Below are 22,902 nucleotides of genomic sequence, written 5' to 3'. Positions count from 1 at the left end.
TAATCATAATCTAGACCAATCTACTCTAAAGACGATGCAGCTTAGAGGCGCATCGCTCACGGCAAGATTTGCCAGCTACCGGATGGGGTAGTTCATCCATACTCTGCCTCAATAATCCGCCAGCGAACGGATACAACCCCTGGCTCAAGGCTCAGGCGACTGACGATTTGCTCTAGTCGTTCGTCGTTCCGCTCTTGAGTGGTGAGCTCGGCCTGTACCTGAACATAGTCTGGTTTATCTTCCAAATCTTCGCTAAACAGCGATCGCAGCGTGAGTTTAGTATTACCGATGGATTGCAAAAATAACGCACGGATCAAGGCTTCGCTCTGGCTATGGCAGATCACATCGCAGCGATAGCACAGTTCTAACTCTGTGCCCTTGAGGGGTTGTTGGTTAATCCGATAGCCTAGGGGACGCAATACTAAGTTAGCGGCCAAGACGGCGATCGCCCCTAACGTTGCCTGATAGAGCAAACCAGCTCCACTCAGTGATCCCACTGCCGCTGCGCACCACAGCGTTGCCGCTGTGTTTAGCCCCCGCACAGACAGTCCTTCCCGTAGGATGACACCACCGCCCAAAAAACCAATCCCCGAAACAACTTGCGCTGCCACCCGAGTGGGGCTGGCATCTCCGGGCGTGAGTGCCGAGAGCATCACAAAGAGAGCCGCCCCCGTCGCTACAAGGGTATTGGTGCGCAACCCTGCCATGCGTTGTCGCCATTGCCGCTCTAGACCTAGAGCTGCCCCTAGGCAGAACGCCACGACAAGACGCACGATAAAATCAGTAGTTGTCATGGATCAAGCCGATATGCCAAGAAATAGGCTGACAAAAATAATGCCTAGCTCTTCAGCCTCAACACTGCTATTGCGGATGGTGGCGATCGCCTCCCCCACTGTGATAGTGTCTCGTAAAGCCAAATAACGCAAGTTCATCCGGCGGCCAACGGTGCCCTCAGGGTAGCCAAGGAGTAGGTTTACCGCCTGCCGTGATTCGGGGCTGAGTTGGCTGAGTAGGCGTTTGGTCACCTTTGCTGGCAACTCTTCAAAAAGACGAACCCGTTGATCCGCTTCAAGAGCCTCTAAAACGCTAATGATTTCCGGATCGGTCATACCTTCAGTGAGGGTGGCCTGCTCATCGGGAGTCAGGGCTTCAAACACGGCAATGGCTTTGTCTTTTTCGAGGAGCCGAAACGCCAGTACTCGCTTAGCTGGGTCAATTTGCCGCAGGGCGCGCACTAGGTCAGAAGTACTCAGTTGATTTGCTGTCCGCTTGGCTGCACCTAAGCCTTGGGGGTAGGTCAGCAAATCCTCAAGGGGGTTCATAATCATGGGCGTGCTCCTTATCCGTTGTTGATACTGTCTAAGCGTCGCTGGGGCGGGAGTGCGCCAGCGGTAAATACGCATCTGCTAATTCCCACCAGAGACTAGAAATGGATGCAAAGGCCTCCTCAGAGGAGAGTTTTCCGGCAGAATGCAGCGCAGCAATGAGGCCTGAGCGCTGGGCAAATTCCTGTAGGTTGGCATCAAAGGTCAGCGTGTCAAGGGTGATCTGACCACGGTAGGGAATGTAGGGGCACAGAAACCTTTTCTTTAGCTCATCAGACATGATTTACCTCCATGGAGACATTAAGGTAAGGCGAAGACTGGAAACACTGAAACTCCAATAAGGTTGCGGATGATGGCAATGCCCACGAAAAATGCTCAGCATTAGCAGCTACAGGCTAGGCAGCGCTAAAGCATAGCCCTGCCTTTGTTGAGAGGTGTTAAACTCCAAAAGCACAATAGAAGACCACCCCCATTGCCCTGAGTCTGCCCAGAGCAGCTATGGAGAGCTTGGTTGTGTCATCTGTTGCCCGCAGAATCCTGTGAGCACAGCCTACGGAAATACTCAAAAAGCTATGGAATGGCCTGAGATTGACCAGCCAAAATACGATAACCCAAGGGAACGTACTTATCGCAGAGGATAGTGCGCATGATTCATCTCCTTATTGCAGCGAACCTGCTCTGGAACGGGCGCAGATGAATCGTAGCGCGGCACTCCTAATCCCAACGATCGAGGTTGCAAGCCAGACTCATCTGAGCGATCGCCCCGTGAACACCGCTCCACCTATGGCAGGGGTCTTCGTTAGCAGGAATGGGTTCTTGAGAAGCAACACTTTGGTTACTACTAGAATCCATACGTGGTTTCTCCTAAGGTCTAAAATGGCAGTAGTTGGCGTTAACCCCCTTAATGCCATGGCATAGTATAAATACTGTTGCCAACGTTGTCAATGTTATTTGCGCTACATTGAGTGCAGTAACCGGAACCCGTGAGTCAAAGGCAACATGGATATTGGTGAAAGTATTCGCATGGCGATCGCCMCCCTCAAGGCCAACCGCCTGCGCAGTGGTCTAACCATGCTGGGCATTATGATTGGCAATGCTGCGGTCATTGCGATGGTGGGGGTGGGGCAAGGAGCACAGCGGTATGCAGCAGGACAGTTTGAGTCCCTCGGCCCAAATACGCTATTTATTGTGCCGGGAACCCCCCAAGCCCGTAACCGTACCTTTGAAGTGCCGCAAACCCTTGTGCTAGAGGATGCCAAGGCGATCGCCACGCAAATTCCCACCGTGGCTGAAGTCGCTCCCCAAATTCAAGTGCAACAGCGCATCACCTATCGTGGGCGCAATACGAACGCCCTGATTGTGGGCACCACCCCCACCTTTCCCTCGGTACGCAACTTTACTGTTGAGCGGGGACGGTTTATTTCCGACCAAGATTTGGAGCGGCATCGGCGGGTGGTGATTTTGGGATCCGACCTAGCCAAAAAGCTATTTATTAACGAAAACCCTATTGGACAACAGGTTCGCATTAAAAATCTGTCCTTTGAAGTCATCGGGGTAATGGCAGAAAAGGGAGCCTTTCTTGGGAATAACCAAGATGAAGCCGCCTACATTCCTATTACGACGATGGCCTCACGGATTGTTGGCCAGCGATCGCCCTATGGTATTTCCTTAACCTTTATTTCTGTATCGGCGCGGGATGAGCAAAGTATTGATGCCGCAAAGTTCCAGATTACTAACCTGCTGCGCCTGCGGCACCAAATTGTGGATGAGGATGACTTTACCATCCAAACCCAAAAAGAAGCCCTGCAAATCATTGGGAACATTAGCAATGCCCTCACCCTGATGCTGGCGGCGATCGCCGGCATTTCTCTGCTGGTGGGCGGGATTGGCATTATGAACATCATGCTGGTTTCAGTGACAGAACGCACCCAAGAAATTGGCCTCCGTAAAGCCATTGGTGCCACACAGCGGGATATTCTGGCACAGTTTATGATTGAGGCCATTATCCTCTCGGCTCTAGGGGGCTTACTGGGAACCGGGCTAGGGGTGGGTGGTGTGCTCTTGGTGGCTGCCCTCACACCCCTAGAGGCAGGTGTTGCCCCCGTCGCTGTTGTCTTAGCCGTTGGCGTCTCCGGCAGTATCGGTCTATTTTTTGGGGTCGTTCCCGCCCAACGCGCCGCCCAGCTTGACCCCATTGTGGCCTTACGAAGTGCCTAGGCTCTCTATTAGAAGCCGCAAAGGAGCCGATGGTTCAGCGTAGCTAGTGTCTTGGCATAGTATTTGAGATCATCGCACTGCCTAACCTACTGCGGTAGTACCTTGCGGCTCTGAGGTCAGCATTGTCATCACGAACTTGAGAATTTTAGCCACACTCTCGTCAATACTTTCCAGATGGGTGCAGCATTCAACATCTGGATGGAGGGGGGGTTCGTAGGGATCATCAATTCCCGTAAAGTTGCGAATTTCCCCAGCCCGCGCCCGTTTGTATAGCCCTTTCACATCCCGCTGTTCACACACCATCAGGGGGGCGTTGACAAACACTTCCACAAAGCGACCAATTTTAGCCCGCACCTCCTCCCGCACCTCGCGGTAAGGGGAAATGGCCGAGACAATGACAATCACCCCATGCCGGGTGAGCAGTTCAGCCACAAAGCCAATCCGGCGAATATTTTCATCTCGGTCCTCTTTAGAAAATCCCAGCCCCTTGGTTAAGTGTTGACGGATAATATCGCCATCCAACATCTCGACAGGATAGCCTGCTTCGCAAAGATGTTTGAAAACGTAGTGGGCAAGGGTTGTCTTACCCGCCCCAGAGAGACCGGTGAACCACACCGTTAAACCTTGGCGTTGTGTCATAGGTTAGGTACAAAGTGAGATTTGAGCTATTCTACGCCAAAATATCCAGCGCAATTCTCTTAGAGCTAGGCGTGGGCTGACTCAGCACTGCCGGCAGTTGTAGCAGATGTCGCTGTTCTTGGAAAATTTGCTCAATGGGTAGCATCTCCCCTGTGGTGGTCATAAAGCGATGATCGGGGGTGGCACGGATCGTCGAGCCATTGGCGAGGGTATATTCTACAATTGGCCGGAACCCCTGAAAATGCCACTGGGCAATGGGCTGAGTATAGAGGTGACCATGGGGATCAAGGCTATAGACATGGCACTGTAAACGCTCAGTTACTAGCTGCTCAATGGGTAATGCCCCATACTCAACCGTCATCACTGCTGTGTCGCCACTGAGGCAGTACTCGGCAAAGTCCAGCATCTGCTTAAAAAGTTCCTGCGCCACGGCACTGGGCACACCATTTTTAGCGGCGCCTTCAATAAAAAGGGCTTGGTGCTTTTCCATTTCTTCTTTTTTCTTTTTGCCCATGGCGCGCCGCAGTAGATCCGCTTGGCCGAGGGAGTAGCCCGCAAGGTCTTGTGCCATCCGCATGATCTGCTCTTGATAGCAAAGAACCCCATAGGTTTCCTTGAGAATGGGCTGGAGGAGTTCGTGCTGGTAGGCGATCGGCTCACGGCCATGCTTACGGTTAATAAACTTAGGAATCAAGCCAGCATCCAACGGTCCCGGACGATAGAGCGCCAAGACCGAAGAAATGTCCTCAAGGTTGGAGGGTTTGAGATCCCGCACAATCTGGCGCATTCCTGAGGATTCAAGCTGAAAGATCCCTTCTAACTTGCCCTCGGCCAAAATTTGGTAGGTTTTAGGATCATCCAAGGGTAAGGCATCCACATCAAGGGACTGACCACGGTTTTGCTGCACCAGATCGCAGGTTTTTTGAATCATGGTCAAGTTCCTCAGCCCAAGGAAATCCATCTTGAGGAGGCCAAGGGACTCTAAATCTTCCATGAAGTATTGGGTAATGACTGCCCCATCATTGTTCCGTTGCAGAGGCACAATTTGATCTAATGGCTCGGAGGCAATGACCACGCCAGCGGCATGCACCCCATAGGTTTTGTTGGTACCCTCAATCCGCATGGCCATGTCCACCCAGCGGCGCACGTCAGGATCGCTGTCGTACTTTTCTTTGAATTCTGGCGAAGGGGTGTCATCGGAAATCATCACCGCGAGTTTGGTGGGTTTGCCACGGACAATGGGAATGAGCTTGGCCATCTGATCGGCTTGGCCGTAGGGAATATCTAACACTCGGGCAACGTCTTTGAGGACGGCTTTTGAGGTCATGCGGTTAAAGGTAATAATTTGGGCGACGCGATCGCTGCCATACTTTTGGGTCACGTACTGGATAACTTCTTCGCGGCGTTCAATGCAAAAATCAGTGTCAATATCCGGCATGGATTTGCGTTCGGGGTTAAGAAACCGCTCAAACAGCAAGCCGTGGTGGACAGGGTCAATATTGGTAATGCGCAGGGCGTAGGCAACCAAGGAGCCGGCGGCGGAGCCTCGCCCGGGGCCGACGGGAATGCCGTTATCCCGAGCGTACTTGATATAGTCCCAAACAACTAAAAAGTAGGTGGAAAAGCCCATCTGCTGAAGCATTTTCAGCTCGTACTCCAGCCGCTGCCGATAGGTGGGGTCAAGGGCATCCCGCTGTTGAACTTGGAACCGTGCCATCAGACCTTGCCAAGCGACTTGCTCGAGGTAGGTATCGGCCGTATGGCCTGAAGGAACGGGAAAGTCTGGGCTTTGGGGTTCACGGAAAATATTGTAGGACTCGACCTTGTCAGCAACCTTGAGGGTATTGGCTAGGGCGGTTTGGATCACGTCCTCTGGCAGGTGATCGCGAAACAGCCGTGCCATTTCCGCCGACGATTTTAGGTACTCTGTGCCGCTGTAGCGCAAGCGCTTCTCATCGGTGAGGAGCTTGCCGGTTTGAATGCACAGAAGGGCATCGTGGGCTTCGACATCGTAGCAGGAGATAAAGTGGGAATCGTTGGTGGCAATAATCTCGATGCCAAGTTCCTGCCCGATGCGCACCAGTTCAACGTTGACAATGCGATCTTCTTGGGAGCCATGGTCTTGAATTTCAAGGTAAAAGTCATTGCCAAAAGTTGCTTGGTACCAGCGGGCAACGCTGCGGGCAACCTCCGGCTTCCCTTGGAGGATCGCTTGGGGAATTTCACCCCCAAGGCAGGCACTGGTGACAATTAAGCCCTCCCGATACTGAGCCAATAGCTCTTTGTTAATACAGGGGCGGGCAAAAATGCCCTTGCCCTGAAACCCTTGTAAGTGGGAAATGCTAGTGAGCTTACATAGATTGTGATAACCCTGTTTATTTTTGGCTAAGACCACTTGGTGATAGCGGGGGTTGCGCTCCTGCTTGGTAATGTCGCCATTGATGACGTACATTTCATTGCCGATAATTGGCTTGAGGGGCTTGCCCCGGCAGAGTTTGAGTAACTCTACTGCGCCGTACATCACCCCATGATCCGTCAGGGCGATCGCCGGCATCCCCAGTTCTATTGCCCGTGCCACTAAGTCTGGAAGCTGACTGGCACCATCGAGGAGGCTGTAATCACTATGAATATGCAGGCCGACAAAGGACATGGGCAATGGGGATAACGCAACAGAGGTCTTTTAGGATAGCTTTGGCAAACTATTGAGGTAGGCGTTAAAGTCTGCGGTAGCATCGCGAAACCCTTCTTGGGCAAGGGGAACGCTGTTGAGATCAGCCGCTTGATCAATTTTTAGGAAGTCTTCTGTTAGGGCGCGGGTGAGGGCTGTGGGGGTAGGTTGATCTTTGGCGAGGAGATTGCGGTTCAGGGCGCGCATATCCATGAGCATTTCTCCGAGGCTGCCGCGCATAATATTGCCCGCTTCTTGCCAGTCTGCTTTAGCAATGCTTGCTTCGAGGTCGGCGAACCGCTCCGCATTTTTCTCAATGTCACTGAGGTAGTCGTTAATACGGGTGATCTGTAGGTCGCTGTAGGTGGGGGGCACAGTAGTGGTGGCACTAGGGCCGCCGCACCCCACTAGCACGACCGCTACGAGGGTGAGAATTAGTGAGATCAAGGAGGTTCGATTGAGGCACACCATAAAACCTAGGCTTCCATAGCAATTAAAAATACGCCTCTATTTTGCCATGGTTCTTAGGGCTGGCGATCGCCCTCGCCAGAGGTTACGACGGCCAAACCTATCTCGCAGCATAAATTAACACTCCCTAGGTTGATTTTTTATAAGTAGGGAATTATCATGCACTCAAAACTTTACTCTGAAATCTCCTAAAATCAGAAACACTACCCTAAGTCAATCGCAATAGTCCTCATTGCTTACTGCCTAGGGGCTTAATGGTGAATCTCAACAATTACCTACAGCGACTTGCATCGGAGTAAAGTTAAGGGGTATGGGGAATTTCGTCCCTAATGCCAATTGTGCCTACGTTATTAATGGTTTGCTGTTCACTAACCTAGCCGACCTATTGTTTAAGAACTGATTTGGGGGGCAATCTAAGGACAGTCTTGCACGCGGATCACAAAGGTTCAGGCAATGAAACTCGAAGACATCTATACGTTTTTTCGGCAGCCGCCACCGATTTACTTGAGTAAGGAAGTTGCGGTTTGCTACGTTCTCTATACCCTTGTTGAGAAGGGGGATTCCTACGGCACTGCCCTGATTCAAGCCATTGAAAACGAGTATCCCTTCTATCGGTTGTCCGATACGGTGCTCTACAGTGCCCTCAAATTTCTAGAGGACGAGGGGATTATTGATGGTTACTGGAAAAAGGTCGAAGGTCGCGGGCGGCCACGGCGAATGTACCACATCGTCAGCGACAAGGTACCGCAGGCGCGAGAGCTGTCGAAACTGTGGCTACGCTACTTACAGGAGCATCCCCGCAATCCTGATTAGCCCCACCTGCGGTACTACCCCAACTGGCGAAGGCGATCGCGCACCGTCTGTATATCCTGCCATGTCAACCACTTGGGGCTGCCGGGTTCCCGGGAATTATTGCGCAATAGGTAAGCCGGATGAAAGATCGGCATACACCAACGGCCTTGCCACTCTAGCCACTGACCACGGATTTTTGTAATTCCTTGCGGGTCTTGCAATAGCCCCCGCACGGCTGTTGCCCCCGCCAAAAGAATAATTTTCGGATCCACCAAGCGAATTTGCTCTAGCAGGTAGGGTAAACAGGCGGCAATCTCAGCCGGTTCAGGCACCCGATTCCCGGGCGGGCGGCACTTCACAATATTGCAAATGTAGGCATCTTCCTCACTGTCTAAGTTAACCGAGGCAAGAATTTTATCCAAGAGTTGCCCCGCTTTCCCCACAAAGGGGCGGCCACTTTCATCCTCTGCTTGGCCGGGGCCTTCACCAATAATCATCAGTTTTGCCTTTGGATTACCTCGGCTCACCACCACATGGGTGCGGGTTGCCCCTAAAGCACAGCGCCGGCAGGTTTGGCAGTGGCTGTTTAAGGCGGCCAGATCAGCGTAGGTGCCCGCAGGAATCGCCACGTCAGCCCGCTGGGGAATTTGGGCATAGGTATCGGCATCCAACGGCGGGCTGCTCACGGCTTCAGCCCTAGGAACCGGATCAAATAAGCTGAACTGCACAGGCTCGGTCATGGTTACAGTTACTTCCTGAGAATAATGTTAAAAAATCTTCATCAAACTTAGGAAAAACTTAGGGTGAACTGGGGCGCTTTTATGGCGATCGCCCCAAATTTAATTTATCTGAATAAAGTATTTTACAAATTAATAACTATTCCGAAACAGACTTCCCACCGCATTGTATAAGAAATACCTGAAGGGTTTAACAGCACCGTTGTTGCGTACCTCACTGAATTTCACGAGCGTTCAGCACTCAGCGGTCAGAACCGTTCCGGCGTACCTTGCTTTAGGGCTTGAGGCCGCCGTTACCCTAACTCTGCACACGAAGTCCTGACTTCTTTAATTAAGGAGAATTGATCCATGCTAGATGCATTTGCCAAAGTTGTCGCTCAGGCCGATGCCCGGGGTGAATTTCTCACCAGTGCCCAATTCGATGCCCTGTCCAACTTGGTGAAAGAAGGCAACAAGCGGCTGGATACCGTCAACCGGATCACCAGCAACGCCTCGACCATTGTTGCCAACGCAGCTCGTGCACTTTTTGCAGAGCAACCCCAACTGATTCAACCCGGTGGGAATGCTTACACCAACCGTCGTATGGCTGCTTGCCTGCGCGACATGGAAATCATCTTGCGCTATGTCACCTACGCTATTTTGGCTGGGGACTCCAGTGTGCTGGATGATCGTTGCTTAAATGGTCTGCGGGAAACCTACCAAGCCTTGGGTACCCCCGGTTCTTCCGTAGCTGTTGCTATCCAGAAAATGAAAGAGGCCGCCATTGCGATCGCCAACGATCCCAACGGGATTACTCCCGGCGATTGCAGCGCCCTGATGTCGGAAGTGGCTGGCTACTTTGATCGTGCCGCTGCTGCCGTTGCCTAGGCCACAATTGCAAACCGTATCTTTGACCGTTTTGAAACGAAAACTCTAGGGAGACATCTTATCCATGAAAACACCGATTACTGAAGCCATTGCTGCAGCCGATACTCAAGGCCGTTTCTTGAGCAATACTGAACTGCAAGCGGCTGATGGTCGCTTCAAGCGTGCCGTTGCCAGCATGGAAGCAGCTCGTGCTCTCACCAACAATGCGCAAAGCCTGATCGATGGTGCTGCCCAAGCGGTGTATCAAAAATTCCCCTACACCACCACCATGCAAGGCTCTCAGTATGCATCGACCCCCGAAGGCAAAGCCAAGTGTGCTCGGGACATCGGCTACTATCTGCGGATGGTGACCTACTGTCTTGTCGCCGGTGGTACCGGCCCAATGGATGAGTACCTGATTGCTGGTTTGGCAGAAATCAACAGCACCTTTGATCTGTCCCCCAGCTGGTACGTGGAAGCCCTGAAGTACATCAAAGCTAACCATGGGTTGAGCGGCCAGGCAGCGGTGGAAGCCAACGCCTACATCGACTACGCCATTAACGCCCTCAGCTAATTGGCGTAAGCCCTTGTCGCCCGGTGAGGTAAGCAGATGTCGGCATTTGGCTGACCCTTTGTTTACAACGCCGGGCTTGTTTGTACCCCTTGATGTTTCAGGAGTTTTGTACCGTGGCTATTACTGCTGCTGCTTCGCGCTTAGGTACCTCCGCCTTCAGTAACGCCCCGCGGGTGGAGCTACGCCCCAACTGGAGCGAGGAAGATGTGGAAACGGTGATCCGCGCCGTTTACCGTCAGGTCTTAGGCAATGACTATGTAATGGAGTCGGAACGCTTGGTAAGTGCCGAGTCGTTGTTGCGCAATGGCAAAATTAGCGTGCGCGAATTTGTGCGGGCGGTTGCCAAGTCGGAGCTATACAAAGAGAAATTTTTCTACGGCAGTTTTCAGACCCGCGTTATTGAGTTGAACTACAAGCATCTGTTGGGTCGCCCCCCCTACAACGAGACTGAGGTGATTTTTCACTTAGACCTCTATGAAAATGAAGGGTTTGATGCCGACATTGACTCCTACATTGATTCTCAGGAATACACGGATGCCTTTGGCGACTCAGTGGTTCCCTACTATCGGGATTTTGAATTTCATCCGGGGCAAGTCAGTGTTTCCTTTGGGCGGATGTTTCGCCTCTATCGCGGCTATGCCAGCAGCGATCGCTCCCAAGTGGAAGGAACCATGTCTCGGTTAGCGCGGGACTTGGCCACCAATGCCCCGACTACCGTGATCCCCCCTTCGGGCAGTGATACTGCCTTTGCGTATTATGCTGCCAGTGCCGATGTGCCACCACGTGCTTGCTTGGGTGGTTCCTTTGGTCAGAGTGGCCGCGTCTATCGCATTGAAGTCTCTGGTATTCGTCAGCCCGGTTATCCGGGGGTGCGTCGCAGCAGCACTGCTTTCTTGGTGCCCTACGAACAACTGTCGAGCAAAATGCAGCAGTTACAACGTACGGGTGCACGCATTGTCAGTGTGAAGCCTGCCTAGGGGCAGTTTGTTGTTGAGTCACGTTTGAGATTGGAGTCAGTTGCTATGTTTGGTCAAACCGCTGCTGGTAGTGCTGCCAACAGTCCTTCCGGTGCCCGTGTCTTCCGTTATGAGGTCGTGGGGTTACGACAGAATGATGAAACCGATAAAATGGGCTTTCCGATCCGTCGGAGTGGCAGTACCTTCATTACTGTGCCCTACAGCCGCATGAACGAAGAGATGCAGCGCATTGCCCGTATGGGGGGCAAAATTGTCTCCATTACGCCTATTGCCGCCTCCTAACGTTTGGGGTTCTATGGTAATGGCCTCAGTGTCGGACGCAACCTCCCTAACGGTTCCTGAGATGCTGAAACAGCTTCAAGGAGAGGATGCCAGTCTTCGCTACTATGCAGCATGGTGGTTGGGAAAGTTTGGGGTGGATGTGGCGACGGTGGCTGAGCGTCAGTCGATTGTCAGTGCCCTGATTGCAGCTCTGACAGATGAGTGCGATCGCACCGAACTGGGGGGCTACCCCCTGCGGCGCAATGCTGCCCGTGCCCTCGGCAAGCTTGGCGATCGCCGCGCCGTACCGTCCTTGGTTGCCTGTTTAGAGTGCGAGGACTTTTATGTGCGTGAAGCCGCCGCAGTCGCGCTGGGGCAGATCGGAGATACCGCTGCGGTTGATCCGCTCAAAGCCCTCCTTGCGGGCGGTGTAGCCATGGCTACTCTGGTTCCGGGGCGCCCTCACCTTGTCCAGCCCGTGGAAGCCACCATCGAGAGCCTAGGACAACTGGGGTGTCCGAGTGCCATTCCCCTGATCGAGCCGTTTTTGGCGCACGAGATGCCGCGGGTACAGTTTGCCGCTGCCCGGGCGCTGTTTCAGCTAACAGCGGCTCCGATCTATGGCGATCGCCTCATTGCCGCCCTCAGCAACGAGGATGTACAACTGCGGCGCAGCGCCTTGCTCGATCTGGGAGCCATGGGCTACTTGCCAGCAGCATCCGCCATTGTCACAGCCGCTGTGGAAACAAGCTTTAAGCTGATTGCCCTCCACGGTATTCTGAGCAAGCAATTGGCAATGGATGCGCCCACCACAGAACCCTTGTTCCAAGCCTTGGATCAACTTCTGTGAAGGGGAATGCCGATGGTTGACATTGCGCCTTACTGCCACGCCGTCACTGCTGCTACCACTGCTGAGGCGCTCACTGATGCCGTTGTCGCCCTAGCCGCACAGCAGGATGTCGCTGCTATCCCCACCCTGATTGACGTGTTGGGATACAATAACCCGGCCGCTGCTCAAGCCGCTGTCAACGGTTTGATTCAGCTTGGGGATGCGGCGGTTGAGCCTCTCCTTGGCCGGCTTGATGATTACAACTATGGTGCTCGCGCCTACGAGGTACGGGTACTGGGTGCCATTGGTCATCCTGCGGCACTCAGGGTATTGCTAGGGGCAGCACAATCAGATTTTGCGCCCAGCGTGCGGCGAGCCGCCACCAAAGCGCTTGGCACCCTGCGTTGGCATCTCATTGAGGGGGAGCAGGAGCGTCGCCTTGGCCTTGAGCAGGTTCTACAGGTACTTCAGCGGAACACGGATGCTGCGGATTGGGCCGTGCGGTATGCCGTTGCTGTTGCCCTAGAGCACCTCCGTCAACAGCCTGCTGCCGCCATAATCCAGCCCTCAGTTGTGGCGCTGTTAACTGCCCTCGGCGATCGCGACCCCGATATTGTTGTGCGTTCCCGCTGCCAACTGGCCCTCCAAAGGGACATCGTCCATCTGTCCATGCATACCTAGAGGATTTGGAAGTTATGTCGTTACCCTTGCTGGGTGTTAAACCCAAAACCCTCAACCAGCGGGTTGTTAGCTACGAAGTGCCCGCTGAGGATGATCCTGTCATTTACCGCCTCACTGATGCAACTGACGCGGCGGACGTGGATGCCCTGATTTGGGCCGCCTACCGACAAATTTTTAGCGAGCATCTGATTTTAGAGTCCTACCGTCAGCCATTTCTAGAGTCGCAACTGCGCAACCGAGCCATTTCCGTCCAAGACTTTATTCGCGGCCTCGGCAAGTCCGAGGTCTATCGCGACCAAGTGGCGGCAGTCAATTCCAACTATCGCTTAGTGGATCTCTCCTTTAAGCGATTTTTGGGTCGTCCCACCTATAGCCAGCAAGAACAAATTGCTTGGTCAATTATTCTGGCAACCCAAGGGCTAGAAGGCTTCATTGATGCCCTTATCGAAAGTGATGAGTACCAGCAGAACTTTGGGGCAGATATTGTTCCCTACCAACGGCGGCGGCGCATGGCACGACCGTTTAACCTTGTTAACCCCCGCTATAGTGACTACTGGCGCAACAAAGAAATGTCCCTCAGTGGGCGCTCTTACTATCAAGTGCGCTACTATACTGCTGGCCCGCTAGACAAAACAGTCATCCGTGGTGCCATTCCCGCCAACTTTCTCTCCATGGCTCGGTCACTGGTGGTGCCCACCCTCGACAGCCAACGCCACGTTGCCCGCGCCACCTCCAGTTTGGTAACCGTCCCCAGCACAACCCTAGAGCGAGACTTGCCCCCCACTCCTGTCAAGCCAGTTCCGGTTGCGCTGCCCTATCGTTATTTACCCTCTCAACCTACGGTGTAAGTCATGACCATTCCCTTGCTTGCCTATCCCCCCAGCTCGCAAAACCAGCGAGTTGCGGGCTACGAAGTTCCCAGTGACGAAACCCCACGGCGCTACTCCCTTGAGGACGCAACGGATCAGTCCACGATCAACGAATTAATTTGGGCTGCCTACCGCCAAGTGTTTAGTGAGCACGTCCTGCTGCAGAGTAGCCGTCAGCTTCACCTAGAGTCGCAGTTGAGCAACCGCACCATTTCAGTTCGGGACTTTATCCGTGGCTTAGCCAAGTCCGATGTCTTCCGCAAATTGGTGGTGGAAACCAATTCCAACTATCGAATTGTGGAACTTGCCTTGAAGCGTCTTTTGGGGCGGGCACCCTACAACAAGGATGAGGAACTGGCGTGGTCTATCCGTATTGCCACCGACGGCTGGCAGCAATTTGTGGATACCCTGATTGACAGTGACGAGTACACCCAAAACTTTGGTGACAATACCGTACCTTACCAGCGCCGCCGCTACAAGGATCGCCCCTTTAACTTGGTCACCCCTCGCTATAGCGACTACTGGCGCGATAAATTAGAAAGCAGTCGCTATAAGTGGGGCGATATTCGCAACTTCTTGGATATGGCGCGATCCGTCACGATTACGCCGGTGCAGTTTCGAGCGGTTTCCACTGCGAATGTGAGTATCCCTGATACCACCCGTAGCGATCGCCCGGCAGTTCCGGCCTCCATCAATCCCACGGCCACCTTTCCGCTGCGCTAGCTGTTGACCATTCACCTCTTTGACTTGGGAGAGACTCATGGATTTACCCTTACTGACGTACAAGCCGACAACTCAAAACCATCGTGTGGTGAGTTTTGGTACTGCTGATCTCAATGAAGATACCCCCTACATCTATCGCTTAGAGGATGCTGCTTCCTATCCTGAGATTCGCGACGTGATTTGGGCCTGTTATCGGCAAGTGTTTAGCGAACATGCTACCTTAGCCTTTAACCGGCAGATTACCCTTGAATCCCAGTTGGTGAACCGGGTCATAACGGTGCGGGACTTCATTCGCGGTCTGGCCAAATCCGAGCGGTTCTATAACACCGTCGTGGCGGTGAACGACAACTATCGCCTAGTCGAAGTGTGTCTGCGGCGGTTCCTCGGACGTAGTGCCTACAATCAAGATGAGAAAATTGCTTGGTCAATTAAAATTGGCACCTTGGGCTTCTCAGGGTTCGTCGATGCCTTGCTCGACAGTGAGGAATATACCCAAGCCTTTGGCGACTTCACCGTGCCCTACCAGCGCAAGCGAATGGAGGGTCGTCCCTTTAACCTAGTGACCCCCCGCTACGGCTATGAGTATCGCGATAAAGTGGGCACCACTACCACTGATTGGCGCTTTACTATCGAGAAATTCTACAACCGGAAGTTCCAAGAGCGGCGGTTGCCCGAAGGGGATCCCCGTAAATATCGTGAGCTGGCAGCGGCGATCGCGCCTAAGACGCGCTACGCCCAGCAACTGCGAGCCTCAGACCTAGACTATCTTGCCAAAGTGCCCCGTCGTCGCTAAAGGTCATACCCATTTTTGAGGTGATGACGTTGTAAGCTATAGCCGTTAGTTTTCAAGAAACTGGCGGCTTTTTTAAGCAAAACCGCCGCGCATCCTACGTCTTGCTGGTCATGACCCATTGGCAGCAAAAAACTGGTTATCCTTAGTTACATCTGGGTCAAATAAGTATCATGGTCGTGATATTTTAAGAGCGCTTGTGTTAATGATTCTGTCAATCACGCGCTTGAATGAAAACAGTAGCTTATCTCAGTATCTTAGGCAGTTTGGTGCAGGTTTGAATTCAGATTTTGTTTGACACTTGGGCACCGACGTTAGCATAGGTTGATGCTTAGATCCGTTGATGATACAGTGTACACTCTTTAGATAGTCTTCCACCATGAGACAGGTGCTAGCCTCTCACCAAATGCTGTGTTATCCGTTGGGGGTACTGCTGTCTGCTAGTGTGGCGATCGCCCCGGTTGAACCGCTTCATGCCAACGGTACTAGCAACCCTCAAGAATTACCCGTGTCCGTAGCAGCCGCGATCGCCATGCCAGTTGTGCTGAGTCGTGCAGTATTGAGCGAGGAACCTTCAGAGAGTGGCTTAACGGTTCCAAGTTTGTGGTGGGCCGTGCAGCAGTTTGGTGGCACCACCGTGCAACGATGGCAAGCCTATCCCGCCGAAGAGGGCGTTGGTGGACGGGTGGATCTCTTTATTTCACCGCCGGCGTGGGGACGCATGTCGTACCTACAACGGTTTGCCTTGGTGAACCAGTTGGGTAACTCCAGCCGCAGCTTTGGCTATAACCTGATTCTGCGCGATCGCCGGGACGTGATCTACGGTGCCTACACCTGCTCCTTTACAGCCGTAGCACAACAATATTTACCCCACGCCATTGATGCCACCGGCAATCCAGTACCCCTGTTCTTACCCCAGACCGAACTCGACTGTAGCGTTTGGATTAACCCCAACATTCCCGTAAGCGTGTTTTAAAACAAGTGTTGGCTAGGCGTTCAAGGGACTGATTTTAGGCTATAATAACTACGCTACGCGGATGTGGCGGAATTGGTATACGCGCACGTTTGAGGGGCGTGTGGCTTTGCCTTGCGAGTTCGAGTCTCGCCATCCGCATTGCTCATATTTACATAGAGCACGCTAAAAAAAGAGGCTGACCCTAACGGAGCCAGCCAGTTGTTTACTTGGGAACGCGCGCTAGACAGTACAAAGCAATTGAGAACAGGATTAGCTATGTACCACAAGTTTGACATTGGCATTCTGAAGGCCGGGGCGCTTCACCTCTGCCAAGGTTTTGTTGATGGCATACTTTTGGTTAATCGAATTAATTAGCTCAGTCTGGTTGTGCTTTTTAGCAACACCCCAGAGGTCAGCAATCAAGTCGAAGGTGCCATCCGCATTGCGAGACCAGCCCAGATCGTACTCCCCTTCGAGAACAGCGACGATGTCAGAGCGAACTCGCTGGCCATTGTAGCCACGCACATCAGCATCGGTTTTCACTGAAATGCCCAGATCCCGCAGAGACGCTTTGAGAATTTCAGCATCAGTGATTTTGGTGCGCAGAGTGCTGAAGTGAGACATAGTTGGATTTCCTCCAGATTGAGACAAAAAACAAAGAGACATTGGACTGAATGACCCACAATTTATGGAGAACCAAACCCTTGTGGCGGGGCCTTTCTTCTATCGACCGACAGAAGGAAGCTTGTTAAAACTCCAGTCGCTGGTATTCAGCCACTGAAGCAGCCGCTGGGCGAGCACGCTGCCGTGCCCAATCCCGCAGTGCGGTTACCTGTTCGTGCATCGTCTTGGAAAGAGGCTGGGTTGCACGACTGGCAGCAATAATATCGAGCTGAGTAAACTCTCGTCCTTGGGCGAAGGCCTCGTACATGGCAGCCACAATGGCCTGCTCAATTTCAGCCCCTGAGAACCCATCACAAATATTTGCTAACTGCTCTAGATCAAAGCGGTCAATGTCCCGCCGCCGCTTAGCCAAGTGAATGCGGAAAATCTCTCGCCGCTCTTCAGCATTTGGCAGATCAACAAAAAAGATTTCATCAAACCGCCCCTTGCGCAGAAACTCGCCTGGGAGTCGCTCCACGCGGTTAGCCGTTGCTAGCACAAACACCGGCGAGGTTTTTTCCTGCATCCAAGTCAAAAAGGAACCAAAAATACGGCTTGAGGTACCACCGTCAGAATCCGAAGACCCCGCCCCCCCGGCAAAGGCTTTGTCCATTTCGTCAATAAACAGAATGGCTGGGGAAATAGACTCAGCAGTCTTTAGGGCATTGCGCAAATTAGCTTCCGATCGCCCCACCATGGAGCCATCATAGACCCGCCCCATATCAAGGCGCAGCAGAGGCAGCCCCCAAAGGCGAGAGGTGGTTTTTGCAATCAGGGATTTACCACAGCCAGGCACACCCAAGATCAACATCCCCTTGGGTTGCGGCAGACCATACTCACGCGCCTTCTCGCTAAAGGCATTGTCTCGCTGCCGCAGCCACACCTTCAGTTCTTCGAGCCCGCCCACTGCGTCAATGGTCTCATCCACCTCCATGTACTCGAGAATGCCGTTGCGCCGGATAAGCTGCTTTTTCTCAGAGAGGATAATATCAACTTCCGCTTCAGTGAGGCGACCCGCCGTCACGGTGGCTTTACGGAAGACTTTTTCTGCCTCATCGCGGGTGAGACCAAGGGTGGCTTTGACGAGCTTTTCGCGAGCCTCGGGGCTAAGGCGGCGGTTACGCGGCTCAAGCTGAGCAGCTAACACCTCATCGAGTTCGCTGATACTGGGTAGCGGATAGTCAACAACAACGATTTCTTTTTCCAATTCAACGGGAATACGCTGCGCCGCCTCCGGAGACATGAGAATAATCGTCTTATTGGTATTCTTAAAACTGGCGATCGCGTCGCGCAGAGAGCGGGTGACTGGCGGTGAGTCAATGAACGGGKGTAAATCTTTGAAGACGTATATCCCCGGTTCGCGCTGATGCACCACCCACTGAATGGCTGCTTCTGGAGACACGGTATTGTGGTGACTATTGTTGCGAGCATGGCCATACTCCACCATGCCTTGGGTCACTGTCCAAAAGTAGAGCTTACGAGGGGTACGGCCTTGGCCTTGGGACTGGGCGATCGCCGCAATCGCTTGTTCTGCCCGCTCTTCTTCAGAGGTCAGGAGGTAGATCAGTGGGTACTGTGCTTGAATTAGGATACTGAGTTCTTCTTGCAAGGCAATCACCTCCTTCTTCAGTCAATCCAACGTGGACAATAGATGCGATAGAGCGAGTTTAACGCGCTGAGACTAGTTCAACAGGTAAGGAGGGAACACTCAAGCTGTCGTCATCAATCACCGTGGGTTGATTGACAAGGGCTGCTAATTCACCCCCCCGCAGCACAAGGGCACTGGCACACTCGGGGCAGCGATAAACACGATGGACATTACCGTGCTTCTGCTCGGCATACTCTGCCAGCACCTCTGGGTGCTCCAGCAAAAACTCAATGGCACGCTCCGCAAGGGTGGACATGGTTTCCTGCTCGACCACCGCGGCAATTTTTAATTGGCGATGGACATCGGCGGAGAGATACAATGTAACCTTTTGCTTGTCTTCCATAGGGGTAGGGTGAAGAAACGTACCTAGGTATGTGTGCCAGTGTAGTCATCCCATCTTTAGGGTGTCAAGGCAGTGTGCCGTCAAAATGGCAATTTTGTAATATTTAGTTACATTTTTAGTTACATTCGGTGACCTGATAGTTGATGGCATCCTATGGGTGGTTTTTGTAGATCTTGGACAAGGCAGGGGCAGCGGGTTAGCCTTATGTCGCGGAATTTCCATCCGCCCGTGCAGCGGCGTCGTGAATCGCCAGTGCTATTAGAGCTATTAGAAGAGATTACAATTATCGGAATAGACTGAATGCCCTCTAGAGAGCCGCTTGCCTTGGTCGTGTATGTCTTTTCTTGACTATCTCCATGCTGAACCCCGCCGTGTCATTGTATTTGACGGTGCCATGGGCACAAACCTACAGTACCAAAACCTGACAGCAGCGGATTTTGGTGGCAAAGAGTATGAAGGGTGCAATGAATACTTAGTTATAAGCAAGCCAGAGGCAGTTGCCAAGGTTCACCGCGACTTTTTGGCGGCAGGGGCAGATGTCATTGAAACAAATACCTTTGGCTCGTCTTCGGTGGTGTTGAGTGAGTATAACTTGGGCGATCGCGCCTACGAGATTAGTTATAAAGCAGCCGCCTTGGCAAAATCTGTGGCCGCCGAGTTTAGTACTCCCGAAAAACCTCGATTTGTTGCTGGTTCCATGGGGCCTGGCACAAAACTCCCCACCCTTGGCCACATTGACTACGACAGCCTTTACGCAGCGTTTAAGGAGCAGGCGGCTGGCCTCTTTGACGGCGGGGTTGRTTTGTTTATTATTGAGACCTGCCAAGATGTACTGCAAATTAAAGCCGCCTTGAACGGGGTGATGGCGGTGTTTGCCGAACGGGGAGAACAGCGCCCGTTGATGGTGTCGATCACGATGGAGCAGCAGGGCACCATGCTAGTAGGGTCAGACATTGGTGCTGCCCTGACGATCCTTGAACCCTACCCCATTGACATTTTAGGGTTGAACTGTGCCACTGGGCCTGACCTGATGGCAGAGCATATTCGCTACCTGTCAGCCCACTCACCCTTTGTGATTTCGTGCATTCCCAATGCAGGCTTGCCAGAAAATGTGGGAGGACACGCCCACTATAAGCTGACCCCAATGGAGTTGCGTCTGGCGCTGACGCGCTTTGTTGAAGACCTAGGGGTTCAAGTGATTGGCGGCTGTTGTGGCMCCCGCCCCGATCACATTGCTGCCCTTGCCAGCATTGCTGCCACCCTTACCCCCAAAGCACGCACGCCCCAACGTATTCCAGCGGCAGCCTCTATTTACAGTCTCCAGCCCTACGACCAAGACAATTCCTTCTTAATTATTGGCGAGCGTCTGAATGCCAGTGGCTCGAAAAARTGCCGTGATCTGCTGAATGCGGAAGACTGGGATGGTTTGGTGGCGCTCGGTCGCGCCCAAGTGCGTGAAGGTGCCCATATTCTTGATGTCAACGTCGATTATGTGGGACGCGATGGCGTGCGGGACATGCACGAGCTGGTCTCCCGCCTAGTTACCAACGTCACCCTGCCGCTGATGCTGGACTCTACTGAGTGGCAAAAGATGGAGGCGGGGKTGAAGGTTGCCGGGGGCAAGTGCTTACTCAACTCCACCAACTTTGAAGATGGTGAGCCGCGGTTTTACAAGGTTCTTGAACTGGCGAAAACCTACGGTGCGGGGGTGGTGGTGGGCACAATTGATGAAGAGGGGATGGCGCGAACGGCAGCGAAGAAGTTTGCCATTGCCAAGCGTGCCTACGATGCGGCGATCGCCTACGGTATCCCCCCTTACGAGCTATTCTTTGATCCCTTAGCCCTGCCCATTTCCACCGGCATTGAAGAGGATCGTGCCAACGGCAAGGCCACCATTGAGGCCATTCGCCAAATTCGGGCTGAACTCCCCGGCTGTCATATCCTCTTGGGGGTGTCGAATATTTCCTTTGGCCTGAATCCGGCCGCCCGTCAAGTTTTGAATTCAATGTTTTTACACGAGGCCATACAGGCGGGAATGGATGCGGCGATTGTCAGTGCGGCCAAAATTCTCCCCCTTGCTAAAATTGACCCAGAGCACCAAGACCTTTGCCGGGATCTCATTGAGGATCGACGGCGGTTTGAGGGAGGGGTCTGTGTCTATGACCCCCTCGCCGAACTCACGCGCCTATTTGCTGATAAAACCACCAAACACGATCGCGCCGACGTTGCTAACCTGCCGATTGAGGAGCGGTTAAAGCGGCATATTATCGATGGCGATCGCCAAGGATTAGACGAGACCCTTGCCAAAGCCCTTGAGACCTATGCCCCCCTTGACATCATCAATACCTTTTTACTGGAAGGCATGAAGGTGGTGGGGGAACTATTTGGGTCTGGGCAAATGCAACTCCCCTTTGTGCTCCAGTCCGCTGAAACCATGAAAGCCGCCGTGGCCTACCTTGAACCCTTTATGGAAAAGTCTGAAACCGGCAGCAATGCGAAGGGGACGGTGATTATTGCCACAGTCAAAGGGGATGTTCACGACATCGGTAAAAACCTAGTGGATATTATCCTCACCAACAACGGCTATCGGGTGATTAACCTTGGCATTAAGCAGCCGGTGGAAAACATTATCCAAGCCTACGAAGAACACAAGGCCGATTGCATTGCCATGAGTGGCCTGCTGGTTAAGTCCACGGCGTTTATGAAAGAGAACCTCGAACGCTTTAATGAGCGGGGGATTACGGTGCCTGTCATTTTGGGAGGGGCTGCCCTAACGCCTAAGTTTGTGTACGAGGACTGTCAGGCCACCTATCAGGGGCAAGTCATCTACGGTAAAGATGCCTTTGCGGATCTTCATTTTATGGATCGCTTGATGCCTGCCAAAGCGGCTGGCAAATGGAGCGATCGCCATGGCTTTTTAGATCAGGATGCCCCCCGCCAAGAATCATTATCGCCGCCTGACGAGCCACCCGTTGCCCCAGACAACAGTGGGCAGCCATCAGAACTGAGTTCACCGGTGGTGGATACGCGCCGCTCCGATGCTGTGGCCATCGATATTCCTCGACCCAAGCCGCCTTTTTGGGGCATTCGCCATCTCAAAGCCGATCAGATTCCCCTATCAGAGGTCTTTGCCTACTTGGATCTGCAGGCTCTGATTGCCGGACAGTGGCAGTTTCGCAAGCCGAAGGAGCAGTCCCGTGCTGAGTACGATAGCTTCTTAGCGCAGACCGTGTACCCCATTTTGGAGTCTTGGAAGCAGCGCATCTTAGACGAGAACTTACTGCACCCTGAACTGATCTACGGGTACTTTCCCTGCCAAAGCCAAGGGAATACGCTGTACCTCTACGATCCAGCAGCAATGGCAGATGCCGCAGCCTTCACTCCAGAAGGGGCAATCGCCCAGTTCACGTTTCCCCGTCAAGCCAAGGGGCGACGGCTGTGTATTGCCGACTTCTTTGCGCCCGTTGAATCAGGTATTATCGATGTCTTTCCCATGCAAGCAGTAACCGTCGGTGAGATTGCCACGGAAGTCGCTCAGCGCCTCTTTGCTGCCAACCACTACACCGACTACCTCTACTTCCACGGCATGGCTGTTCAAACTGCCGAAGCCTTGGCGGAATGGTGTCATGCCCGCATTCGCCGCGAGTTAGGCTGCACCCCGGATCCGACATCCATTCGCGACATTCTTGCCCAACGCTATCAAGGATCCCGCTATAGCTTTGGCTATCCCGCCTGCCCCAATATGCAGGATCAATATACGCAATTGCGGCTCTTGCAAGCCGAGCGCATGGGGATGTACATGGATGACAGCGAGCAACTCTATCCTGAGCAGTCAACAACTGCGATTATTTGCTACCATCCGGCTGCCAAATATTTCAGTGTTTGATGATGATAAAA

At 53.0% G+C, this 22,902-nt stretch carries 22 protein-coding genes, 1 tRNA gene and 1 pseudogene; 14 read left to right on the top strand and 10 right to left on the bottom strand.

Going from position 1 to position 22,902, the window contains the following annotated elements:
* Positions 1–92: 92 nt before the first annotated feature.
* The 3 genes from L5470_RS02850 to L5470_RS02840 are packed head-to-tail and all read right to left on the bottom strand — an operon-like array spanning position 93 to position 1,605.
* Positions 93–794 (bottom strand): MgtC/SapB family protein, encoded by a 702-nt coding sequence (locus tag L5470_RS02850; RefSeq protein WP_499498038.1) that lies wholly within the window; start codon positions 792–794, stop codon positions 93–95.
* A 3-nt stretch (positions 795–797) separates the two neighbouring features.
* Positions 798–1,328: a magnesium transporter MgtE N-terminal domain-containing protein gene (locus L5470_RS02845; RefSeq protein ID WP_499498036.1), complete on the bottom strand. Its 531-nt coding sequence runs from the start codon at positions 1,326–1,328 to the stop codon at positions 798–800.
* A 31-nt stretch (positions 1,329–1,359) separates the two neighbouring features.
* On the bottom strand, positions 1,360–1,605 hold the full coding sequence (locus L5470_RS02840; protein WP_499498034.1) for a DUF7219 family protein: 246 nt from the start codon (positions 1,603–1,605) through the stop codon (positions 1,360–1,362).
* 719 nt (positions 1,606–2,324) lie between these two features.
* Here L5470_RS02840 and L5470_RS02835 point away from each other — a divergent pair.
* On the top strand, positions 2,325–3,542 hold the full coding sequence (locus L5470_RS02835) for an ABC transporter permease (protein WP_499498032.1): 1,218 nt from the start codon (positions 2,325–2,327) through the stop codon (positions 3,540–3,542).
* A gap of 81 nt (positions 3,543–3,623) precedes the next feature.
* Here L5470_RS02835 and cysC read toward each other — a convergent pair whose 3' ends face one another.
* From cysC to psbQ, 3 genes are read right to left on the bottom strand one after another with little or no spacing between them, the layout of a single operon-like run.
* Positions 3,624–4,181, bottom strand: a complete 558-nt coding sequence (gene cysC / locus L5470_RS02830) for an adenylyl-sulfate kinase (RefSeq protein WP_099799456.1) — start codon at positions 4,179–4,181, stop codon at positions 3,624–3,626.
* A gap of 31 nt (positions 4,182–4,212) precedes the next feature.
* Complete coding sequence (locus tag L5470_RS02825) at positions 4,213–6,831, bottom strand: DNA polymerase III subunit alpha (protein WP_099799457.1); 2,619 nt, start codon at positions 6,829–6,831, stop codon at positions 4,213–4,215.
* A gap of 30 nt (positions 6,832–6,861) precedes the next feature.
* A complete protein-coding gene (psbQ, locus tag L5470_RS02820) occupies positions 6,862–7,296 on the bottom strand; it encodes a photosystem II protein PsbQ (RefSeq protein ID WP_499498029.1) in 435 nt (144 codons plus the stop codon).
* A 474-nt stretch (positions 7,297–7,770) separates the two neighbouring features.
* Here psbQ and L5470_RS02815 point away from each other — a divergent pair, with 474 nt between their 5' ends.
* Entirely contained in the window at positions 7,771–8,130 is a 360-nt protein-coding gene (locus L5470_RS02815) for a PadR family transcriptional regulator (protein WP_499498027.1), read from the top strand.
* A gap of 14 nt (positions 8,131–8,144) precedes the next feature.
* Here the strand turns inward: L5470_RS02815 and L5470_RS02810 are convergent, their stop codons facing one another.
* Positions 8,145–8,849: a uracil-DNA glycosylase gene (locus L5470_RS02810; RefSeq protein ID WP_499498025.1), complete on the bottom strand. Its 705-nt coding sequence runs from the start codon at positions 8,847–8,849 to the stop codon at positions 8,145–8,147.
* 345 nt (positions 8,850–9,194) lie between these two features.
* Here L5470_RS02810 and cpcB point away from each other — a divergent pair, with 345 nt between their 5' ends.
* The 11 genes and pseudogenes from cpcB to L5470_RS02755 all read left to right on the top strand — a co-directional run bounded on the left by cpcB (position 9,195) and on the right by L5470_RS02755 (position 16,510).
* A complete protein-coding gene (cpcB, locus tag L5470_RS02805) occupies positions 9,195–9,713 on the top strand; it encodes a C-phycocyanin subunit beta (protein ID WP_099799461.1) in 519 nt (172 codons plus the stop codon).
* Between the two features lie 64 nt (positions 9,714–9,777).
* Positions 9,778–10,266 (top strand): C-phycocyanin subunit alpha, encoded by a 489-nt coding sequence (cpcA, locus tag L5470_RS02800; RefSeq protein WP_099799462.1) that lies wholly within the window; start codon positions 9,778–9,780, stop codon positions 10,264–10,266.
* A gap of 113 nt (positions 10,267–10,379) precedes the next feature.
* On the top strand, positions 10,380–11,243 hold the full coding sequence (locus tag L5470_RS02795; RefSeq protein WP_099799936.1) for a phycobilisome linker polypeptide: 864 nt from the start codon (positions 10,380–10,382) through the stop codon (positions 11,241–11,243).
* Between the two features lie 45 nt (positions 11,244–11,288).
* A pseudogene (gene cpcD / locus L5470_RS02790) lies at positions 11,289–11,513 on the top strand (rod-capping linker protein CpcD); the annotation flags it as partial.
* A 31-nt stretch (positions 11,514–11,544) separates the two neighbouring features.
* A complete protein-coding gene (cpcE, locus tag L5470_RS02785) occupies positions 11,545–12,354 on the top strand; it encodes a C-phycocyanin alpha-cysteine-84 phycocyanobilin lyase subunit CpcE (protein WP_227517382.1) in 810 nt (269 codons plus the stop codon).
* Positions 12,355–12,366: 12 nt separating this feature from the next.
* The gene (locus L5470_RS02780; RefSeq protein ID WP_499498021.1) at positions 12,367–13,014 is read left to right on the top strand and encodes a HEAT repeat domain-containing protein; all 648 of its coding nucleotides are present in this window, start codon (positions 12,367–12,369) and stop codon (positions 13,012–13,014) included.
* 14 nt (positions 13,015–13,028) lie between these two features.
* The gene (gene cpcG1, locus L5470_RS02775; RefSeq protein WP_099799466.1) at positions 13,029–13,862 is read left to right on the top strand and encodes a phycobilisome rod-core linker protein CpcG1; all 834 of its coding nucleotides are present in this window, start codon (positions 13,029–13,031) and stop codon (positions 13,860–13,862) included.
* 3 nt (positions 13,863–13,865) lie between these two features.
* Positions 13,866–14,606 carry a phycobilisome rod-core linker protein CpcG2 gene (gene cpcG2, locus L5470_RS02770; RefSeq protein WP_499498018.1) on the top strand — a complete coding sequence of 247 codons (741 nt, stop codon included), beginning with the start codon at positions 13,866–13,868 and terminating at the stop codon, positions 14,604–14,606.
* Between the two features lie 37 nt (positions 14,607–14,643).
* On the top strand, positions 14,644–15,399 hold the full coding sequence (gene cpcG4 / locus L5470_RS02765) for a phycobilisome rod-core linker protein CpcG4 (protein ID WP_099799468.1): 756 nt from the start codon (positions 14,644–14,646) through the stop codon (positions 15,397–15,399).
* A gap of 376 nt (positions 15,400–15,775) precedes the next feature.
* Positions 15,776–16,372 carry a hypothetical protein gene (locus L5470_RS02760; RefSeq protein WP_157768363.1) on the top strand — a complete coding sequence of 199 codons (597 nt, stop codon included), beginning with the start codon at positions 15,776–15,778 and terminating at the stop codon, positions 16,370–16,372.
* 57 nt (positions 16,373–16,429) lie between these two features.
* Positions 16,430–16,510: transfer RNA gene (locus tag L5470_RS02755), tRNA-Leu, on the top strand.
* A gap of 111 nt (positions 16,511–16,621) precedes the next feature.
* Here L5470_RS02755 and L5470_RS02750 read toward each other — a convergent pair.
* The 3 genes from L5470_RS02750 to L5470_RS02740 all read right to left on the bottom strand — a co-directional run bounded on the left by L5470_RS02750 (position 16,622) and on the right by L5470_RS02740 (position 19,005).
* Positions 16,622–16,975, bottom strand: a complete 354-nt coding sequence (locus tag L5470_RS02750; protein ID WP_099799471.1) for a DUF1257 domain-containing protein — start codon at positions 16,973–16,975, stop codon at positions 16,622–16,624.
* Between the two features lie 124 nt (positions 16,976–17,099).
* Positions 17,100–18,632: a stress-responsive protein Ycf46 gene (gene ycf46, locus L5470_RS02745; RefSeq protein ID WP_499498016.1), complete on the bottom strand. Its 1,533-nt coding sequence runs from the start codon at positions 18,630–18,632 to the stop codon at positions 17,100–17,102.
* A gap of 49 nt (positions 18,633–18,681) precedes the next feature.
* Positions 18,682–19,005, bottom strand: coding sequence for a slr0373 family blue light stress response protein (locus tag L5470_RS02740; protein ID WP_099799473.1), 324 nt, complete (start codon positions 19,003–19,005; stop codon positions 18,682–18,684).
* 334 nt (positions 19,006–19,339) lie between these two features.
* Here L5470_RS02740 and metH point away from each other — a divergent pair, with 334 nt between their 5' ends.
* Positions 19,340–22,891 (top strand): methionine synthase, encoded by a 3,552-nt coding sequence (metH, locus tag L5470_RS02735; protein ID WP_499498014.1) that lies wholly within the window; start codon positions 19,340–19,342, stop codon positions 22,889–22,891.
* The last annotated feature ends 11 nt before the right edge of the window (positions 22,892–22,902 follow it).

Origin of the sequence: Synechococcus sp. PCC 6717 (assembly GCF_022698185.1) — a bacterium.
Taxonomy (GTDB): domain Bacteria; phylum Cyanobacteriota; class Cyanobacteriia; order Thermosynechococcales; family Thermosynechococcaceae; genus Thermosynechococcus; species Thermosynechococcus lividus.
This window is presented reverse-complemented; position numbering and strand designations above follow the sequence as displayed.